We start from the raw sequence: 19,171 nt of genomic DNA, 5'->3' as shown, positions 1-19,171 counted from the left end.
GCCGCTGCAACAGCCCGTCGCCACCGGCGGCGCGGGCGACGCCCTCATCGGTATCGAGGGAGTGTCGTAAAAACGGTGCAATTCCGACAAGGAGGACATCGTTATGAGCACTGTGACGACCGAGATTGAGACCGCGGGGGCGGTCGTGGACGAGCCGTTGGTGCCTGTCCAGGGCGGGCCGGCGGATGAGCAGTTGGTGACGGCGGAGGCGATCGCGGAGGCGTTGGACCCGGCGCTGGTGGCCCGGTTGGCGGCGCAGGCGCGGACGCAGGGGGTGCAGTTGCTGGGCCGTGGTGGGGTGCTGCAGCAGTTGACCAAGCGGTTCCTGGAGGCCGCGTTGGAGGCCGAGATGGACGATCACCTCGGCTACGACAAGCACGACGCGGCGGGCCGTAACGGCGGTAACTCCCGCAACGGTCGGCGGGCCAAGACGCTGTTGACTGAGGTCGGCCCGGTGGACATCGCGGTGCCCCGCGACCGCGAGGGCAGCTTCACCCCGACGATCGTCCCGAAGCGGTCCCGGCGCCTGGGCGGGATCGAGGACCTGGTGGTGTCGCTGTCGGCCAAAGGGCTCACGCACGGGGAGATCTGCGCCCACCTTGCCGAGGTGTACGGGGCGGAGGTGTCCAAGGACCGGATCACCACGATCACTGACCGGGTGATGGATGGCATGGGCGAGTGGCAGAACCGGCCCCTCGATTCGGTGTATCCGGTGATCTTCATCGACTGCATCCATGTGAAGATCCGGGACGGGCAGGTCGCCAACCGGCCCATCTATGTCGCCCTGGCGGTCACTGTGGACGGTGGCCGGGACATCCTCGGCCTATGGGCCGGCGACGGCGGCGAGGGTGCCAAATACTGGCTGCGGGTGTTGTCGGAGCTGAAGAACCGGGGCGCCGTCGACGTGTGCATGGTGGTCTGCGACGGGCTCAAAGGCCTGCCCGACGCGATCGCCGAGGTGTGGCCGCAGGCGGTGGTGCAGACCTGCATCGTGCACCTGATCCGCGCCTCGCTGCGCTACGCCTCCAAAGCCGACTGGGGCGTCATCGCCAAAGAGCTCAAGCCGGTCTACACCGCACCGTCCGAGTCGGCCGCGCTGGACGCGTTCGCCGAGTTCTCCGCCAAGTGGGAGCGCAAGTACCCGGCGATTGTCCGGCTGTGGACCAACGCCTGGGCGGAGATGGTGCCGTTCCTGGCCTTCGACGTCGAGATCCGCCGGATCGTGTGCTCCACCAACGCCATCGAGAGCCTGAACGCCCGACTTCGCCGCGCTGTTAACGCCCGAGGCCATTTCCCTACCGAGCAATCCGCGTTGAAGGTGTTGTACCTGGCCATCTGCAGCCTCGACCCGACCGGCCGCGGCCGGGCCCGCTGGTCCAACCGGTGGAAGGCCGCACTCAACGCCTTCGACATCGCCTTCGACGGCCGCGTCACCGCCGGCCGCCGCTAACAACTCAACACCTATCGATCAAACGGAGAAGCGTTACACCGTTTTCGCGATAGTCCCGGTATCGACGACCGCTGGTTAACGGGAAGTCTCGTTCAGCCTCAAGCCAGGTCCACGACGGTCACCATCGCCCACCCTCGTCGGGGGATGACGTTTGCCGGCACAGCCGTAGTCATGTGCATATTCCGGTCTCGGCTGGGAAAGCAGGGGCGGATGGCGTCGAGGGGAGGTGGCAATGCCGAAGAGATCGAGAGTTGTTAGCACGTCTGCCGAGCGTGTGTTCGCGGTATTGGCGGACGGTTGGAGCTACGCCAGTTGGGTCGTCGGCGCGTCTCATATCCGGGATGTCGATGACAGCTGGCCCGACGCTGGTGCCCGGATTCGCCACCAGGTCGGACCATGGCCGTTGCACATCAAGGGCATGACCTCGGTACACGCCGTTGTTCCTGGACGGATGCTCGAGCTTCACGCTCGGGCATGGCCCCTCGGAGAAGCAAAGGTCCGCTTGGACCTCGAACCGGTCGACGCGGCGACGCGAGTGACGTTGTCATACGAGCTGATCGCCGGCGTCGGCCGGCTCATGCCACACCTGGTTCAGTCCGTCCTGCTGGGGCCCCGCAGCCTTGAGATGCTCCGGCGGTTGGAGGACCTTGCGGTACGGCGACGCGCACCCGCCGTCCGCTGACACTCGCGGTCGCCGTGGGCCCCGACGAACCTTGCGATGTCTTCGGTGTCGTGGCCGGTTGCCCAGCAACGAGCGGCCAGTCGGCGAGGCATTGTTTTACCGGTGCGGCAAGGGGAACCTGCTGCGGGACGACCGACGGGGGGCGTTGTGATGAGCAGAGTTGTGGAGCAGCCCGCGCCACCGTTTCGCGGGCAGTCCCAGTCGAGGCCAGGGCTGGACGCGAGGATGGATCCTCGCCCGCGCAACCGGGCGGCCGCGTTGCGCGGATCCGGAAAACTTACTGATTGCGCTGCGTTGATCACCGGTGGAGACAGTGGTATCGGCGCTGCCGTCGCGGTCCTGTTCGCACGGGAGGGGGCGGACGTGGCCATCGTCTGCCTGCCCGCGGAGCAGGAGGACGCGGACCAGGTTCGTGAACTGGTGCGGCAAGAGGGACGGCGTTGCCTGGTGTTGACCGGAGACGTGAAGGATTCCTCGTTCTGCGACTCGGCGGTGGAGCGCACCGCCGCGGAGTTCGGCCGGCTGGACATCCTGGTGAACAACGCCGCCGTCCTGTTTCAGTACTCGTCGCTGGCGGACGTTTCGGACGAGGCTCTTGACGAGCTGTTCCACACCAATGTGTCGGGCTACTTCTACATGGCCCGGGCCGCATTGCGGCACCTGCCGGAGGGCGGGTGCATCGTCAACTGCGGTTCGGTCGCCGGGTTCGAAGGAAACCCGTCGCTCATCGGGTATGCGGAAACCAACGGTGCGATTCACACGTTCACCAAGTCGTTGGCGACGGAACTGATCGGGCGGGGTATCCGGGTGAACTGTGTGGCACCCGGGCCGGTGTGGACGCCGTTGAACGCCTCCAGCCGTACCCCAGAGCAGTTGGCTGGATACGGTGACCAGACCGACGGCGTACCGCTGGGCCGGCCCGCGCAACCCGAGGAGATCGCCCCCGCGTTCCTGTTCTTCGCCAGCAACGCGGACAGCAGCTACGTCACCGGTGAGACGCTGGCGCTGTTCGGTGGCCGGGTCCTCGCCCGGTAACGAGCCGGCCCAGAGCGCCGAGTGCTGCGCCTGTCAGAGGTGCCGCTGCTGAGGAGAGTCCGTGTTTGACCCGAATCCTCCGCTGCTGCCTGTACACCGGCCCGACGGCTACCCTCGTCTGGAGGATCTGGGGGTGATCGGGGACGGTGCCACCGTGGCGCTCGTCGGCGTCGACGGCTCGATCCCCTGGCTGTGCCTACCCCATTTCGACGCCGAGCCGGTTCTCGCTGGTCTGCTCGACAACCAGCGAGGCGGGCACTTCACCGTTACCGCCCAGGACCTGCGCGAGGCGCGACAGCACTACATCCCAGACACCGCTGTCCTGGTCACCGAGCTTCGCACCACTACCGGGCTGCTTCAGATCACCGATGCGGTCGTGGTCCGCTCCGGCGCCGACCTCACCGACGACGCACCCGCTGGGCGCGCGGAACTGGTCCGCTCGGCGCGCGTCCTCAACGGCACCATCCGACTGGACATCGACCTGCGGCCCCGCGACAGCGGCCAGATCCGCGCCGCGCTCGACGGCCTGGAAATCCGGCCCTCCCGCCGACCTGACCTGCGCCTGCACCTGCGCGCGAATCGTCCCCTGGCCAGCCTGCCGGTCGCCTTCGACCTGAACGAAGGCGAACACGTGGACCTGGTGCTCTCCTGGGGCCGAGTCCACCGCCACCACCGCTTCAACGCCGAGGACATGCTGGCGACGACGGCGGACGCGTGGCGACGGTGGATGGCCCACTTCACCTACAGCGGCCCTCAGGAGCCCTTGGTCCGTCGCTCGGCGATCACCCTGAAACTGTGTGACGACTGGGTCAACGGCGCCCTGGTCGCGGCACCCACATCCGCACTGCCCGCACCGATCGGCGGCGTGCGCAACTGGGACTACCGGTACGCATGGGTCCGCGACGCGGCCTTCACCGTCTTCGCCATGCGCCGCATCGGATTCAAGAACGAAGCGGACGCGTTCCTCGGATGGGTGCTGGACGCCTTCGAGGCCAGCCGACAACCGCGAATCATGTACACGCTCGGCGGTGGCCCCGTACCGGACGAGGTCGAGGACCCTGATCTGGAAGGCTACCGTGCTTCATCCCCGGTCCACTGGGGCAACGGCGCGGCCGACCAGCGCCAACACGACGTCTACGGAGAAGTGCTCGACTGCGCCGACCAATGGGTACGCGCCGGAGGGGAACTTCAGCCAGCGTTGTGGGCCCAACTACGCGGACTTGCTGACGCTGCGGAGTGGGCGTGGCGAGAACCGGATCAAGGAATCTGGGAGATGCGAAGCGACGGCCGTGTCTTCACCTACTCGGCCGCGATGTGCCAGGTCGCCCTGGACCGGGCGGCGGCGCTCGGCGAAAAGCTCGGCCTGCCCGCACCGGTAGCCCGGTGGCGTTCGGCGGCCACCGAACTGACCCGACAAATCCTCGAACGGTCCTGGGACGAGAAGGCACAAACGCTCAGCGCTCATCTCGACGGCGGCGGCGTGCTCGACGCGAGCCTGCTGGCCCTGCCCCTGCGGCGGGTGATACCAGCCACCCACCCGCGGATGGTCGCCACCACCTCCGCTGTCGCCCAACGGCTGTCCGCCGGAGACGGGCTGCTCTACCGCTACCTGCACCAGGACTCACCCGATGGGATCGAAGGCGACGAGGGTGCCTTCGTGCTGTGCAGCTTCTGGCTGGTCGAGAACCTCGTCCGTCAGGGACACCTTGAGCAGGCGCACGAACTGTACAGCTCCCTGTGCGCCAGGACGAGCACCCTCGGTCTGCTGTCCGAACAAATCGACCCCGCCACAGGCACTTTCATCGGCAACTTCCCGCAAGCATTCAGCCACATCGGGATCATCGCCAGCGGAGTCAGCCTGACCCGAGCCACCACCAGCACAACCGCATGAGCTGTTCCGGCCCCCGGCTCGCACGTTCATCAGCCTTTCGACTTCCTGCGTACCTCCGCGCCCGGGATCAGGCACCTGCCCGCGTACCTGCGTGACCGGGGCGTCGGTCGCGCCCTGGCCGGTGGCCTGACGTGGCATTCGCGCTGCGAACGGGTGTAGGTGTCGACCGCCGGATATTGCCACGATCCGTTCGCCGGCGCGGTCGTTCGCTGCGGCGCGTGCCCTGCCCCGGGGTGGTGGTTTCCGGCCAGTGCGGTCGCGGTCCGGGCATTCTGAAGGGTGAGATTATCCCGGCCTGGGGCAGCGAGGACGGCGTGGGAGCCGGATCTGGGTGGCCGAGCGGACCAGTCCGGATGAACGCGCCCGTGCCGAGGCCGTCGCCGCGGTCGACCCGCGTGTCGCCGACGCCGTGCGCTACCGCACCGACCTGGGGTTGGCGGCGGTGTTGGCGGCGGCGCCGGAATTGGTGCAGCGGGCGCATCAGCCCGGCCCGACGCTGGGCCGGGAACTGTTGAGCGCCGCCATGGATGCCCGCCGCTGCGGGCATCCCGAGCCGATCCCGGCCGACCTGCTACGTGCGCTCATCGAGCGGCTGTACCTGACCGGGGCGCAACGCGCCGCCGCCAGCAGGGACTGGTTCAGTACCGCCGTCGAATGGGCCGGCCGCCCGGGTCCGCGCGGTCAGCCCACCGCTGTGGCCCACGAGCAGCCGGGTGGGGCAGGTCGATGGCTACGCCGTGACCGACATCCTGGTCCAGCACCGAGGCACCGTCCCACCGCAACCGACAGTCGACGCCACCTGGGACTACCTGGGCCGCCCACGCCGACCCCGCTTCCGGGACCGGTCCCGGGACCGGGTCCCGGGACCGGGCGCACGGGTCCGAGCGATCGGCGCGCGGTTGAAACTGCGCGGCGCCGAGGCCAAGCAGCAGGCCCAGGCCACCGTGCTGCGCCTGACCGGCGAACTGGCCGACCTGGCACAGTCCAGCAGCCGTGACGCCGCCCAGGTGCTGGTCAACGCCCGACGAGCCCTGCCGACCGTCACCGGCCGCACGCGTGGCCGGCTCCGCCGCGCCCTGGACGAGCTGGCCACCGCCCTTGAGCGCACCGCACGAGTGGTCGCGCAGACCCGCGGCCGGCTGGCCGCCCGCACGCCCGACTCGGCCACCCGACTGGTCAGCCTGCACGACCCCGACGCCCGCCCGATCGCCAAGGGACGCATCGGCAAACCGGTCGAGTTCGGCTGCAAGGCACAGGTCATCGACAACGAAGACGGCATCGCGCTCGACTACGACCTACGCCAAGGCAACCCGGCCGACGCCGGTCAACTGGCCCCCGCCATCGAACGCATCACCGCCCGCGTCGGCACACCACCACGAGCCGCCACCGCCGACCGCGGCTACGGCGAAGCCCGCGTCGAGGACCAACTTCATCAACTCGGCGTCAAAACCGTTGCCATACCTCGTAAAGGCACACCCGGCCCCGCACGCCCCGCGCACGAACACCGACCAGCCTTCCGCAAACTCATCAAATGGCGCACCGGCTCCGAAGGCCACATCAGCCACCTCAAACACCGCTACGGCTGGGCACGAACCGGTACGGCCGGACGCGAACGCACCGCCATCTGGTGCGGACACGGCATCCTCGCCCACAACCTCGTCAAAATCACCACCCTCGCCGCCACCAGCCCGGTATGAACAGGCCCACCCGAACCCAGCCACGCCCAAATCGCCATACCGACCGCTACAGCCCTTTTTTAGGTCAAAGTAGACTAGTCAAGGTCGATGACGGCTTTTCCGGATACCCGCCTGCCAAGAAGCGCCTCGATCGCGTCGCCGACGCGGCTCCAAGAGTCGCGCCAGCCAACCCGGATCGAGATGAGCCCGCGGGAGGCAAGGTCGACGAGGGTGGCCAGATCGGGGCCTGGGTTGGACGCGTCGCCGAACGACTGGAGCGTCTTCGCTGGCCCATGGGCGAAGATCGAATTGGGTGGAAACACTGCCGGTTCACCCGATGCCCAGCCGATGCTCTGCAGACTCCCGCCGGGCTTGAGGAGACCCCAGGCGGTGACCAGGTGCCCTCCGCCCACGTTTTCCAGCACCACGTCGACCGGCTCGTCGATGCCATCGAGCCCGATCACCAACTCGTTCGCCCCGAGTGCGTTCAGCCCCTCACCGCGCTGTGCTGAGCCGACCGAGGCGATGACATGCGCACCGCCAAGCCGCGCGAGTTGCACCGCGAGCCGGCCGACGCCGCCGGAAGCGCCGGTGACCAGCACGCGGCGGCCCAGCACGGAGCCGGCAGTGCGCAACGTGCGCAAGGCGGTGATACCGACCAGGGGCAACGCTGCGGCCTCGGCGAGGTCGAGCCCGTTGGGGACGACGGCGACGCTGTCGGTGCCGAACACGGCTCGTTGGGACCATGCTCCGGCGCCGAATGCGACAACCCGCTCACCGACGGCCGGCCCGGTGCCATCCTCGGCTGCCTGAACGACGTATCCGGCGGCGTCGTAGCCGAGCACCCCGCCAGCCGGCTGGAAGCCCAGATAACGGACCTCACCAAAGTTCAGCGACGCATGCCGCACGTCGACCAGCACCTGGCCAGGCTGCGGCGCCGGCTCCGAAACCTCGGCCAGCCGGAAACCCTCGACGGTCTCGGGGGCGGCGATCAACGCTTGCACAGCGGCACCTCCAATGGAATGAACCGGACCAGCGGTCCGGATAATGCCTGAGATACTATACGGACTGGTAGTCCGATTTCCAGGAGGTGTGGTGGCTGTCGAACGCGCGGACGCCGTACGTAACCGCCAAGCGATCCTGCGGGCAACGGAGGAACTGCTTGCGCTGCACGGGCCGGAACGCACCTCACTCGACTCCGTCGCCGCGAGGGCCGGCGTGGGCAAGGGCACCGTGTTCCGGCGGTTCGGCAGCCGCACCGGCCTGTTCCAGGAACTGCTCGCCGAGCGCGCGACCCGCATCCGCGATGCGATCGACAACGGCCCGCCGCCGCTCGGCCCCGGCGCACCACCTCGCGATCGGCTCCTCGGGTTTCTCGACGAACTAGCGAAGCTCGCGGCGAAGAACATCGCGCTGATTGCCGCGCACGAACAAGCCTGCGCGGCCGACAAGCATCAAGACCCCACCTACCGGCGCTGGCACGACCACGTCACCGGGCTCATCCGCCAGATTCGACCCGACGCTGACGCCGAGTTCTTCGCCCACATGCTGCTCGGCTCGTTCGACGGCGAGCTTGTCCGGCACATCACTGATCGCGGTGGTGTCAGTCGACTACGGGCGGCCGTTCGTGACCTTGCCGCCACGATCCTGCCCTAACGAGAGCACCGCCGGAGAATGTCGCCGACCTGGTGCAGAGGCAGATTGTCCGAACCGCCGGGCGGCTCGGACAATGGACAGAAAGCGGCCTGGCTACATAAGTCGACCCATGTATGCGTGGACGGTGTCCACCGCTCGTGTCGAGCCGTCGATGACGCCCTGCTCGTCGGATGGGTGTGTGTTTGCCTACCGCCGGCTGGAGCCGATCGACGAGTTCGACGGGCTGACACCGTTGCCGGATTGGTTGAGTGGCGCATCGCCGATGGCGACGCGTTGGGCGTTGCAGGCGGTGTTGGCTCTGGCTGATGCCGGGGCCGGCATCGGTTGGCGTGGAGACATGCGGCACCTGCCGTGGGTCCCGACGGGTGCCGAGGGTGGGCGCATGGTGAGTTCAGGGTGGCGGGTGCGGTTCACGTCGCGGCGGCGCCGGCGGCCAGCCCATCCTCGTCCGCTGTTGGCGGAGTTGGACGGGCTGGGCGGTCGAGCGGAAGGAAGCGGAACGAGGAAGCGGAAGCCCGGCCGCCCGGTTGGAACAACCTCCGCACGCTGTTCCGGGACGGCTGCACTGCTGCGCGGAACGTTCCGCCACGTGCCCCCAACGCCCGCACGGGCCGTCTGGCGCGCCGGTAACTTCCCGGCGGGAGGTGGGAACGGGGGCCGGTCTTAGCGACTTGCCGACCCGGGAGCTGTTCAACCAGTGGCTACGGGCGTTGACGGTGCTCACCGAGCCCGGCGACCGGCCGGATGCCGGAGCGGTCGGCGTTGATCGCCGAGGTGAACGACGCCCGCATGCACCGGCTCAACATCCCGTATCCGCCCACGGTCGAGGATCTGGAGCGGGTCGTAGAGGCGACGGCCGACATGAACCGGCTGCGTAGCCGGGAGTATGGCGCGCACGCCCTGGTGACCTCGCTGCTCATGCGCTGGCTAAATTAAGCGAGGCAACCGGGCAGCCGCACGGCTTCATCAACCGGTCGGCGTTGAGCATCGACGCCATGTTGCCGACGGACGAGCCGGGCACCGGCGACGGCCAACCCCGCTAATACCCCTAGCACCGGCGCGGACCATGATCACCGAGAGTGGGCGTACGAGTTGCTGGCCGAGCCTGGCCCGGACGTGGACGCCGAGGGGCTGCGCGGCGAACGCAAGGCGATCCGTACCCGGCTGGAGCTGATGGCCGAAGACGAGGTGCTCGGGTTGAAGACCCGCGCGCGGGTGATCGCCGCGCATCACCGAGATCGACGAGTTGTTGAACGCCTCGGTGACCACCGACCCGTTGGCTTCGGTGATCAACGCGCCGGACCCGGTGGCCGCGTGGGCTGGTCTGGAGTTGGCCGATCAACGCCCGTTCATCGACCGGTTGTGCACGGTGACGATCCTGCCGTCCGGGCGGCGCGGCCGAGGCTTTGACCCGTCCACGGTGAGCGTCGACCACAAGCACAACCTCGGTGGGCCGCCGGCCGACGCGATGGCCGCCTGATGACACCGCACACCGTGGGGGCGCCCCCGCTATCGGGAGGCGCCCCCGCACGGTTGCGGCCATCAGGTCGCCCGCCACCGGGCACGGCGCGTCGAGCGGTTCGCCGCGCGGTTGGCCGAGCGTTGCAGTAACGCGCTCAGGGTTTCGCGTTGCTCCTCGGACAGCGGTGGCCACGTCTCGACGTTGGCGGTTACGTGCGGCATCAGCGCTTCGTCGCGCAGGATCGCCCGCAGCTCCGCAACGCGCGGGCTGTCGCCGTCGTGCGGGGTGGCCATCGCGGCGAGCCGGGCACGCATGAGAGCCTGTCCGCCGCCGACACCCCGGCCGAGGTGTCGTGGCTGGCGGTCGTGTCCGTGGGAGGGGTGGAAGGGTGGTGGGCCATCGGTAACGTCCCCCGTGCGTTGGGATGGCCGGTGTCGTGCTTCGTGGTGTGGTCGGGGGTAGGGCCGGTGCCGGGCGGGTTGGCCGCGCCGGTCGCCGACCCGTCGCCTACAGACGGGCGACGGCGCTGGGGTTTTGGCTTCTGGCTTGTGGCCATGTTCCTCCACGATGGACTGTCGCGGATCTCGTGAAAGTCGCGTGCATACGCGTTCGCCTCCTTCTGGGCTCGACACATGCGAGTGACCGTTAGCGGGATGGTCACCGGCAGCGGCCAGTAACGGATGCGACCGCCGGTAACGGCACGGCCCGGCACGGGCCGAGATTTGGGCCGGAAAGGTTGGCACGCTCGTGCCGTAGCGGACGTGTTAGCGGGTTGCCGGTGCGCGCTACGGGTAAGCGGCACCGTGGTAACGGCAACGGCAGCGTTACCACGCCGCTACCACGCTCGCGCCGCCGCCGTTGCCGCACCCCGTACGGCTTCCGGTTCCGCTTCCACCCGGCGGGCGGAAACGGAAGGAAGCGGAACGGTCTACCGTTTCGGCCCCGCCGACGCGGCAACGACGCCGACCTTTCCGGAACGGCCCGCACCGGTGCACGCAAGCGTTCCGCCAGCCGTCCGGAACGGCCGGGCATTCCCGACGGCCACGTTTACGATCACGGCGGGCCGGGAGCCGTCGCCGCAGCCCAAGGGGGCGACACCGACACCGACCCCCGCCGGGGGAGGGGACACGCGCGTGCATCCGGCAGCGTTCCAGGTCAGTTTGGCCGTGTGCCTGCCGCGTGATGTCTCCGGCGTGCGGCTGGTCCGCATGGTCATGGACACCGCGCTGTCCGCGCTCGGCGTGACCGCCGCCTGCCGCAACGAGATCGCGGTGGCTCTGGACGAGGCATGCGCCAACGTGGTCCGCCACGCCAGACTCACCGACCAGTACGAGGTCACCGTGAAATCGCGGACGGTGTGTGCCTGATCGAGGTGGTCGACCACGGCGCCGGATTCGTCCACGACGGCCCGCCGACGATGCCGCCGCATACCGCGGAGTCCGGACGTGGCCTGTATCTGATCGCACAGCTTTCTGATCACTTCCACCTGGACAGTCGCCCCGGTCGAGGCACAACCGCCCGGTTCACCAAACGGTTGGCCTTCACCAGCGCACCCGGCACCGACCGGTAAACCCGGCGGCAAAGCGAGCGTTCTCACCGCGGTCGGCCGAACCGATTCCCGCGTGCCTGGTTGCCGCGTACCCGCTCAGCGGTCGAAGTCGGCGCGGCACGGCGGGCATTGCTGGCCCGGATGATCGCCGGCCACTCGGCCTCACGCGCGGCTCGTCCTGGACCGCCGGCTCCTCATCGTCGCTGCCACGGCTCGTATCCCATCCTCGAACCGTTCTACAAAACGCACAGGTTCCCGCCAAGGCGTCCGAGTCGCTGCCTTCTACCCACAGGTGGTGCCGAGCGACTTCCTGTCGCAGCGCCAGCGAGACGTTGCGGATCTCGATGTTCGCGACGTCCGGTGCGGCCGTCGGGGGTGTGACGGCTTCATCATCACGGAAGGGAGTTTCCGCTCACGCAGAGTGAGGAGCTGCGGAGTCAGGCACGCCTCGTCTGTGGCAGGTCCGGATGGGGTCGCTAGTCGCTGGCGTTGCCGTCGCTGATGACCTTTCCCGCCAAGCCCTGACCGAGACGTGGGTTGGCCGACTAGTACTCCAACATCACTTGTGTGTCTCGGGTGAGTCTGCGCTGGTAGTGGGCTCGTCGGGCGCGGGCTTGGACTTTGCGGCGCCATGCGGACCAGCGCATGGTGTGGGCGAGGTCGTGGGCTGGGGTGATTATCAGGGCGTTGAGGAGTCTGCGGCTTTCTGCGACGGTGATCGCGATGTGTTCGGTGTCGATGTCTTGGTCGTCCTGCGTGGTGAGGGTGGTGAGGATGGCCAGGGCGAGCATGGCGAGGGTGATGAACCTGTGCCAGGGCGTCCAGCCGCGGACTTGGTAGTGGTCCAGGCCGGTCTCGTTCTTTCCGGTTTGGAACAGTTCCTCGATGCTCCAGCGGCAGCCGGCGACCCGGACCAGGGTGCGTAGCGGTGTCGGGTGGGGGGACCAGCACAGGTAGTAGGCCAGTTCGCCGGTGTGTGGGTTGCGGCGGATCAGCAGAGTGCGGTGCTCGCCGTCACTGGTGGCGGTGGTGATCCAGGCCCACAGGTAGAGGCGTGGGCCCTTGGCGCCGGGCCCGCAGGACAGGGGCTGCCAGGCGCTGTCGGGCAGTTGGGTGGCCAGGTCGTCGGCTCTGGTGAGTGTGCGGCCGTCGTTGGTGGCTATCGGTCGGTGGCAGCTGACTGCCAGGACGTAGCCGATCCCGCGGTGTTCGAGGTCGGCGCGCAGGCCCGGGTCGGCGCCGTAGGCCTCGTCACCGGTGAACCATCCGGCTTGGACGCCGCCGTCCAGCGCGGCGGTGATCATCTGCCGGGCCAGGGCCGGTTTGGTGGCGAATGCGGTGTCGGTGGGCACGCCGGCGGCGGCCTGTCGTTCGGGTCGTACGGTTTGTTGTCGCGGAGCATGGCGAACAGGACGTTGCAGCGGAGTGGGATGAGGTGTCAGCGCAGCGGGTCGAAGGGGCGCAGCTCCGTAGGCTGCCGGCCGGTGGTGATCTGTTCGGCGAGCAGCTTGCCGGTGAGCGGGCCGAGGGTGATGCCCCACATGCCATGGCCGCCGGCCGCGAAGACACGCGAAGATGTGGTCCGGCCGATGAGCGGTAGCCCGTCGGGCGTGCAGGGTCGTGCCCCGACCCACTCGTCGGCGCGGTCGTCCAGGTCGGTGCCGCGCAGCAGCGGCCGCGCGGCCTCGGCGATGGTCAGGATGCGGCGGCGGTCCAGCGGCGCGCCCGCGCTGCGGAACTCCATCATCCCGGCGACGCGCAGCCGGGCGTCGAGCGGCGTGCACGCGACGCGCTGTGCTGGGAAGTACACCGGCCCGGCTGGGAGGTACTCGACCGGGACGCTGAAGCTGTATCCGCGGCCGGCCTGCACGACAGTGCGGACCCCGAAGCGTCGGGTCAGCTCGCCGAGCCAGGTGCCGGTCGCCAGCACCACCGCGTCGTAGCGTTCGTCCGCGCCGGCGGAGGTGACCAACCGAACCCCCGCCCCCTCGTCCTGCACGGTGACGACGTCCGCCCCGGTCGCCAGATCTGCGCCGCGGGCGCGGAGGGAAGCGGCGAGCGCGTGGACGTAGTGCCCAGGGTCGATGAACCGTTGGCCGTGCAGGCGGATGGCGGCGCCGATGGCGTCCGACAGCGCGGGCTCCACCTCACGCGCCTCGGCGCCGGTCAGCACGTCGAACTCGATCTTCTGGCCCGCGGCGCGGATGTGCCTTAGCTCGTCCAGCAGGACCGACCGTTCCGCCTCGGTCCGGTACGCCGCGATGAACGACTTCGCCTCGTGCGTCACCGACGCTATCCCGCCGGCCGATAGGGCGTCGAATCCCTCGAACGCGCGCCGGTTCATGGGGATGTAGGCCTGCATCGCGGCCCGCCACTTCGCCGGGGTGCTGTGTCGCGCGAAGCCGGCTAGGAACCGCAGCAGGCGCGCGTCCGCGCGCGGTGGCACGTAGACCGGCGACGACGGGCTCAGGGCGGCGCGCAGCCCGTAGCGGAGGACCGCCGGTTCCGGCAAGGGGGTGGTGATCCCGGGTGTGAGCCAGCCCGCGTTGCCCCACGACGCGCCCGCCGCCACGCCCTTGCGGTCGAGGACGGTGACCGCTACCCCCCGCTCCTGCAGGAACCAGGCGGTGGCCAGCCCGACCATCCCGGCACCGATAACGGCGACGCGCTGGGGCGCGGGCACGTGCTCGACGGCAGGCATTGCGTACTCCTTCAGCCCAACGGTGACGGGGCCCCAATCCTGGGCGCTGCCCTCCGAGGGCGTCATTGTTCGAGCGGCCAATGCTCGACTCCGCTATTGGCCGGAGCGAACAACGCTGAGGCATGATTCAGGCGTGATCACCGTGGCTGGGGTAATGGAGGCGATCGGCGCCGCGCTGCTCAAGATCGTTGTATCCGGCGCCGGGGCGGAGGTCCGGGACGTGACCCTCCCCGAGGTCGACGAGGCGGTGACCGGACAGCCCGGTGACCTTGTCCTCGGCGCGGGCATCGCCACACCGGACCAGGCGCTCGCCGTCATCGAGCGGTGCGCGGCGACTGCGGCGGCCGGCCTCGTCCTGAAGCCTCCGCTGGCCTCGCACCCCGACGTGACGTCATCCGCCGCAGACCACGACCTGACCGTGGTCGAGCTGCGGAGCCACGGGTCGTGGGCGCAGCTCGTCTGGCTGCTCCGTGGGGTGATCGACAGGGCTGCCGGGCCCGGCTCGCCGGACGCCGGCGAGACCGGGGTGTACGACGAGTTGTTCGCCCTCGCCGACGCGACGGCCGCGATCGTCGACGCACCGGTGACGATCGAGGACGCCCTGTCCCGGGTGCTCGCCTACTCCTCGCGTCAGGACCGCACCGACCCGGCGCGCGTCTCGACTATCGTCGGGCGGCGGGTGCCCGGCGACGTGATCGCCCACTTCCGCTCCCGAGGCGTCTTCCGCAAACTCGTGAAGGGCAACGAGCTGATCTTCGTACCGCAGGGACCGGACGGGACGCTGCCCCGGCTCGTCGTCCCGATCCGCGCCGGAGGTGAACTGCTTGGTTCGATCTGGGCCGTCGTCGAGGGCCCGGTGCCGGGCGACCGCCTGCGTGATGTCCAGGGCGTGGCGTCCGTGCTGGCGCTCCACCTGCTCCGGCTCCGGGCGCAGGCCGATGTCGTACGCCGGGTGTCGGCCGACCGCCTCCGGGCCGCACTGCGGGCGCCTGGCCAGATGGGCCGCGAGGACCTCGGCCTGCCTCCGGGGCCCTGGCGGGTGGTCGCGCTCGGGGCGCACGGTGGGACCGGGGAGATGGTGCACAACCTGGCCCTGTGGGAGTCGATCACCCGCCGTCACGGCTGGCGCCAGCCGTTGATCGCCGACGTCGGGGAAGTCCTGTTCACGGTGCTGGTCGACGAGGGCGACGGGCCCGGCTCCTGGCTCTGGATGGAACGGCTGATCCACGACATCGCCCTGCATGACCCAGGGCTGCGCGCCGCGTCCGGTAGCGTCGCCAGGCAGCCGACCGACCTGCCGCGATCACGCGTCGAGGCTGCGGAACTGCTCGCACTACACGACCCGGCCCGGCAACACGGTCCGGTGCTGCGGTTCGAGGACGCCTGGGACGAGGTGGTGGTACACCGTATGGCCACCGCCCTGCCGCAGCGTGACCTACTGGTCGGCGGACCACTGCTCGACCTCATCGCCCACGACCGGGCGCACGGCACCGACTACGTCGCCACCGTCGCCGCCTGGCTGGACCAGCAGGGCGACGGGAGGAGGGCCGCCCGGCAGTTGCACGTGCACCCCAACACCCTCCGGCACCGGATGCGCCGCCTCACCGAGATCGTAACCATCGATCTCGATTCGCCACGGACCCGTCTGGCGCTGCAGATCCAGCTCGCGGCGATACGGGCACCGCAAAACTAGCGGGAGTCGAGACGCCGGCCAATGACAGCGGTGACAGAAGCTGATCCCGCTGGCGATTACATTGGACGGCTAACTGGGCGCGTTCCAATCGCTTCCACCGCATGCCGCTTTCGTGGGCCTCGTCGGCGAGGCGTCAACAGGGGCCGAATGATCACTGCTGGGCCGGGTTCGCCAAATCGATGCCGATGCGAGATGCCCCGCTTTGATCCATGGATCCTATGTGGCTCAGAAAGATTCGGGAATCGTCGAGCCCTCACTGCCACCCTACCGGTGGTCCACATTAGACATGTCGCGTGTTGGAGCGATGCGCCCACCCGTCGAACCTGTCCGGCGCCCGCTGGGCAATGATCGCAACACGACTTGCCGCACGACCTCCCGCCCTGGCAGACCGTCTATGGCTACTGCACCACCTACGTATCCTTCTCCAACTCAACTACGGACCGAGTCTCTCGTGTGGACGGTGGTCTCGTTCTTGTCGGGACTGGGAAGAACGGCACCTCTCTGTAGTCGATGGCTTAACGCAGAGAGGTGCAGTCAATTTGCCACTCCTTTCCTGTCCCGCCGGAGTCGCGGCTGGTGCTGGAGAGAGGTGGTCGTCCTGGCAGACGTCGGTGCGCGTCATCGGAACGCCCGACGCAAGGCTGCCCGCGGTCATGCCCAGCCCGCCGGTTCTCGTATGGGCGGGATTAGGGTCAATTCACGGTGTCGTTGTCTTAGACCAAACTATTGACGTAAGACAAAGTCGCGCTTGTTCTGCGTTCAAATGTGATCTAGCGTGACTGCCACCCCGACCTAGGGAGCACGGCTGATGGCGACGCTGAAGTTTGGGAGAACGCACGCGATGGCACGAGCGCTGACTCCGTGCGAGCTGCTATCGCACGCGTCGTACGCGACGGGTACGGACGGTCTGGTGAATCGCTTCAGCGACTTCGGCGGCGCGGTGCTGCGGGAGCCGGGCGGATGTGACGATGATGTGCGAGCTGTCACGCGGGTCGACGGTGCCCGGGGTGCCGGGGGCGACGCCGATGTCCCGGCTCGCGAGGGCTATGAGGGCCGTCGCTTCGTTGGGTACTGGAACGCGAACCAGAAGACCCTCGTCGCCGTCGCTCGCGAGATCGCGCTCCGCGAGTTCTGCGACGAAGCGGGCCCTGCGCCGCGAGTATTCCTCGCGCGCCTCGTCAACGCGGGCCCGGGTGTCCCGATCATGGAGAAAGTCGAGCAGGATTCCTTGAAGGATCCGGCTCGTCCACCCTTGTCCGAGGTATCGGCGCTCCACGAGATCGTCCATCAGCTCGCCGGCACCGCCAAGTGCGGCGATTCGCAGTTCCGGTCCATGGGACGCGGAGTAGGTGCGGACATGGAGCACGCGCGACTGCACCCGCGTGCCGAGGCTTGGCAGAGCACCTGTGGCGACCGGCCCGGTCAGATCGATCTCGAGGACTGCCACGTCACGATGCCGCTTGAGGACCGCCGCGAGATTGTCAGCCCGCTTGGTGCTCCACGTCGCGCCGGTTGGCTGCTGCGCTCGTGGCTGCAGGAAGGCCCAGCGCGCGCCATCGGCGATTGCGCGCTCCAGCGAGTCGGGAGCGACGCCCTGCTCGTCGAGGTCAAGGGGAACGAGCCTTACGCCAGCCACTTCGAGCAGATCCAAGATGTTTGGGTCGGTCACCCGTTCGACCGCGACCCGGTCGCCGAAGCGCAACTTTGTCGAGACAACCAGGTCCAGGGCGTCGAATACACCATCGACGATGGTGAGCACCTCTGCGGGGAAAGGCCAGTCCTCGCCGATGAGTTCAAGAAGCTCGGGGATGACTGGCTCGTCCAGGTAGGTGCGCGGCAGCAGGCTCGACTCGAGGCGTCCGAGGGTCCTGCGCAAGTCCGGCAGCAGATCCGCATCCGGCAATCCCGTCGAGAGGTCGAGGCCGAAACGTATCGCGTTGACCAGGGTTCTGCGCGTGCGCTCGGGTCCGAACCTTGGGTGGCAGGACACCGTCGTTCCGCGTCGGCGATCCGAATGCACGATCCCGGCGCGCGCCAGCATCGTCCAGGCGGACGCCACCGTGTTCGTGGCGACGCCGAGAGACTTGGCCAGCTGCCGGATCGTCGGAAGTTTCTCGCCCTCGGCATAGGCGCCTTCGGCGATTGCGCGGCTCGCCGCGTCGGCGATCCCGCGAGCTGTCCACTCCACGACCCGCGCCTCGATCTCACCAGCCACGTTCGTACCCTAACCGACCCTCAAAGGAGGTTTGACGTGACCGACGCTCGGCCGGTCGAGATCATCGACATCGGCGGTGCGCCGTACGAGCGGGGCCGGAGCCTCGGCATAGCACGCGGCGCAGCCATCGAACGCTGTATCCGCGACTGGCTCGACTCACTCCGTTCAGCTGGCGTCAGCGATCCCGAATCCCACATCGCGCGGCTGCTCGCAGAGACGCGATTCGGGGAGGCGATCCGCGAGCACACCCCGGATCTCCTGGACGAGGTACGCGGGATCGTCGATGGCTCTGGGCTGCCTGAGCAGCTCGTCTTCGCAGTGCAGCTCATGGACGAGGAGTGGAGCTACCGTGCCGCACTCGTCGAGAAATGCAGCAGCCTCGCCTTCCACATTCCGGACGCCGTCGTGGTAGGACAGAATATGGATCTCGGTGAATACACTGACGGGCATCAAGTGATCCATAGAATCGCGCCGTACATGGGAGTCCCTGGCGCGCTGGTATTCACGATTAGCCCGATGATCGCTCTGCTCGGCGTCAACTCCTCCGGTGTCGCGGTCTGCGTGAACTCCGTTCCTCAGCTTCCTTCCGCACTATCGGGTCTGCCTGTCTCGTTCGTCATCCGTCGCCTGCTACAGGCTCGCGACGTCGGCGAGGCGGTGAACCTTGTACGCCGTCTCCCGCACGCCACCGGCCAGCACTACCTCCTCGCCGATTCTCGTGAAATCCGGTCGTTTGAGGCGTCCGCCGCCGGAGTGCACGAGTACCTCGCTCCCGACCCTTCTTGCGTCACCCATACCAATCACCCCCTCGCCGGCGAGAAGGGAAGCGGCAAGATCGGCGCGAGCACGCGCGTCCGGCTAGCAACGCTCGACCGTCGCTTGAGATCCGCACGCGCTGGCGTCGAGGACGCGCGCGTCGCGCTCGCTGCATCCGACCATCCCGACTACCCGGTGTCGATCGAGCACGGCTCCGCGCGGGAGCCCAGCCCGAGCACCGGGATGCCCAGCTTCACGACCGGCTCGATGATCTCGACGCTGCGGCGCGATGCCGACGAAGTCGAGGCGTGGGTCAGCCCCGGGCCGCCAAGTGTGCGGGGGTGGACCCGTGTGGTCGTGCCCGTAGGGACATCAGCCGAGGAGCTCCGCCGATGACGTTCGGAA

The 19,171-nt window shown here is 68.5% G+C and carries 14 protein-coding genes and 2 pseudogenes; 11 read left to right on the top strand and 5 right to left on the bottom strand.

The genetic code is table 11. The features are described from left to right. Positions 1 to 211: 211 nt before the first annotated feature. From ACFFIA_RS23250 to ACFFIA_RS23230, 5 genes and pseudogenes are all read left to right on the top strand, one after another. Positions 212 to 1,450 (top strand): IS256 family transposase, encoded by a 1,239-nt coding sequence (locus ACFFIA_RS23250; protein ID WP_377253741.1) that lies wholly within the window; start codon positions 212 to 214, stop codon positions 1,448 to 1,450. A gap of 232 nt (positions 1,451 to 1,682) precedes the next feature. After that, complete coding sequence (locus ACFFIA_RS23245) at positions 1,683 to 2,132, top strand: SRPBCC family protein (RefSeq protein ID WP_377253739.1); 450 nt, start codon at positions 1,683 to 1,685, stop codon at positions 2,130 to 2,132. A gap of 225 nt (positions 2,133 to 2,357) precedes the next feature. Further along, positions 2,358 to 3,167 (top strand): SDR family oxidoreductase, encoded by an 810-nt coding sequence (locus ACFFIA_RS23240; RefSeq protein ID WP_377253738.1) that lies wholly within the window; start codon positions 2,358 to 2,360, stop codon positions 3,165 to 3,167. 61 nt (positions 3,168 to 3,228) lie between these two features. After that, positions 3,229 to 5,058 carry a glycoside hydrolase family 15 protein gene (locus ACFFIA_RS23235; protein WP_377253737.1) on the top strand — a complete coding sequence of 610 codons (1,830 nt, stop codon included), beginning with the start codon at positions 3,229 to 3,231 and terminating at the stop codon, positions 5,056 to 5,058. An 836-nt stretch (positions 5,059 to 5,894) separates the two neighbouring features. Next, a pseudogene (locus ACFFIA_RS23230) lies at positions 5,895 to 6,755 on the top strand (transposase); the annotation flags it as partial. Between the two features lie 74 nt (positions 6,756 to 6,829). Here ACFFIA_RS23230 and ACFFIA_RS23225 read toward each other — a convergent pair. Next, a complete protein-coding gene (locus ACFFIA_RS23225; protein ID WP_377253736.1) occupies positions 6,830 to 7,738 on the bottom strand; it encodes a zinc-binding dehydrogenase in 909 nt (302 codons plus the stop codon). Between the two features lie 91 nt (positions 7,739 to 7,829). Between ACFFIA_RS23225 and ACFFIA_RS23220 the strand changes: the two genes are divergently transcribed. The 3 genes from ACFFIA_RS23220 (at position 7,830) to ACFFIA_RS23210 (ending at position 9,870) form a co-directional block, all read left to right on the top strand. Then, positions 7,830 to 8,390, top strand: coding sequence for a TetR/AcrR family transcriptional regulator (locus ACFFIA_RS23220; protein WP_377253735.1), 561 nt, complete (start codon positions 7,830 to 7,832; stop codon positions 8,388 to 8,390). A gap of 744 nt (positions 8,391 to 9,134) precedes the next feature. Beyond that, a complete protein-coding gene (locus ACFFIA_RS23215) occupies positions 9,135 to 9,326 on the top strand; it encodes a hypothetical protein (RefSeq protein WP_377253734.1) in 192 nt (63 codons plus the stop codon). A gap of 313 nt (positions 9,327 to 9,639) precedes the next feature. Beyond that, positions 9,640 to 9,870, top strand: a complete 231-nt coding sequence (locus tag ACFFIA_RS23210) for a hypothetical protein (RefSeq protein WP_377253733.1) — start codon at positions 9,640 to 9,642, stop codon at positions 9,868 to 9,870. Positions 9,871 to 9,932: 62 nt separating this feature from the next. On the opposite strand, the gene ACFFIA_RS23205 is transcribed toward ACFFIA_RS23210, so the two are convergent. Next, positions 9,933 to 10,166: a hypothetical protein gene (locus ACFFIA_RS23205; RefSeq protein ID WP_377253732.1), complete on the bottom strand. Its 234-nt coding sequence runs from the start codon at positions 10,164 to 10,166 to the stop codon at positions 9,933 to 9,935. Positions 10,167 to 10,532: 366 nt separating this feature from the next. Between ACFFIA_RS23205 and ACFFIA_RS23200 the strand changes: the two are divergent. Then, positions 10,533 to 11,422: pseudogene (locus ACFFIA_RS23200) on the top strand (ATP-binding protein). Between the two features lie 524 nt (positions 11,423 to 11,946). Here the strand turns inward: ACFFIA_RS23200 and ACFFIA_RS23195 are convergent. Both ACFFIA_RS23195 and ACFFIA_RS23190 read right to left on the bottom strand, forming a co-directional pair. Next, positions 11,947 to 12,822, bottom strand: a complete 876-nt coding sequence (locus ACFFIA_RS23195; protein ID WP_446686979.1) for an IS701 family transposase — start codon at positions 12,820 to 12,822, stop codon at positions 11,947 to 11,949. Between the two features lie 17 nt (positions 12,823 to 12,839). Further along, the gene (locus tag ACFFIA_RS23190; RefSeq protein ID WP_377253730.1) at positions 12,840 to 14,102 is read right to left on the bottom strand and encodes an NAD(P)/FAD-dependent oxidoreductase; all 1,263 of its coding nucleotides are present in this window, start codon (positions 14,100 to 14,102) and stop codon (positions 12,840 to 12,842) included. A 133-nt stretch (positions 14,103 to 14,235) separates the two neighbouring features. On the opposite strand from ACFFIA_RS23190, the gene ACFFIA_RS23185 reads away from it, so the two are divergent. Further along, positions 14,236 to 15,795, top strand: a complete 1,560-nt coding sequence (locus ACFFIA_RS23185) for a PucR family transcriptional regulator (RefSeq protein WP_377253729.1) — start codon at positions 14,236 to 14,238, stop codon at positions 15,793 to 15,795. An 871-nt stretch (positions 15,796 to 16,666) separates the two neighbouring features. Here ACFFIA_RS23185 and ACFFIA_RS23180 read toward each other — a convergent pair. Then, positions 16,667 to 18,010, bottom strand: coding sequence for an aminotransferase-like domain-containing protein (locus ACFFIA_RS23180; RefSeq protein WP_377253728.1), 1,344 nt, complete (start codon positions 18,008 to 18,010; stop codon positions 16,667 to 16,669). Between the two features lie 36 nt (positions 18,011 to 18,046). On the opposite strand from ACFFIA_RS23180, the gene ACFFIA_RS23175 reads away from it, so the two are divergent. After that, positions 18,047 to 19,162, top strand: coding sequence for a C45 family autoproteolytic acyltransferase/hydrolase (locus tag ACFFIA_RS23175; protein ID WP_377253727.1), 1,116 nt, complete (start codon positions 18,047 to 18,049; stop codon positions 19,160 to 19,162). Positions 19,163 to 19,171: the final 9 nt, after the last annotated feature.

Source organism: Phytohabitans kaempferiae (genome assembly GCF_042433955.1).
GTDB lineage: Bacteria > Actinomycetota > Actinomycetes > Mycobacteriales > Micromonosporaceae > Phytohabitans > Phytohabitans kaempferiae.
The sequence above is the reverse complement of the archived record's forward strand: the minus strand, read 5'-3'. Positions and strand labels throughout refer to the sequence as shown.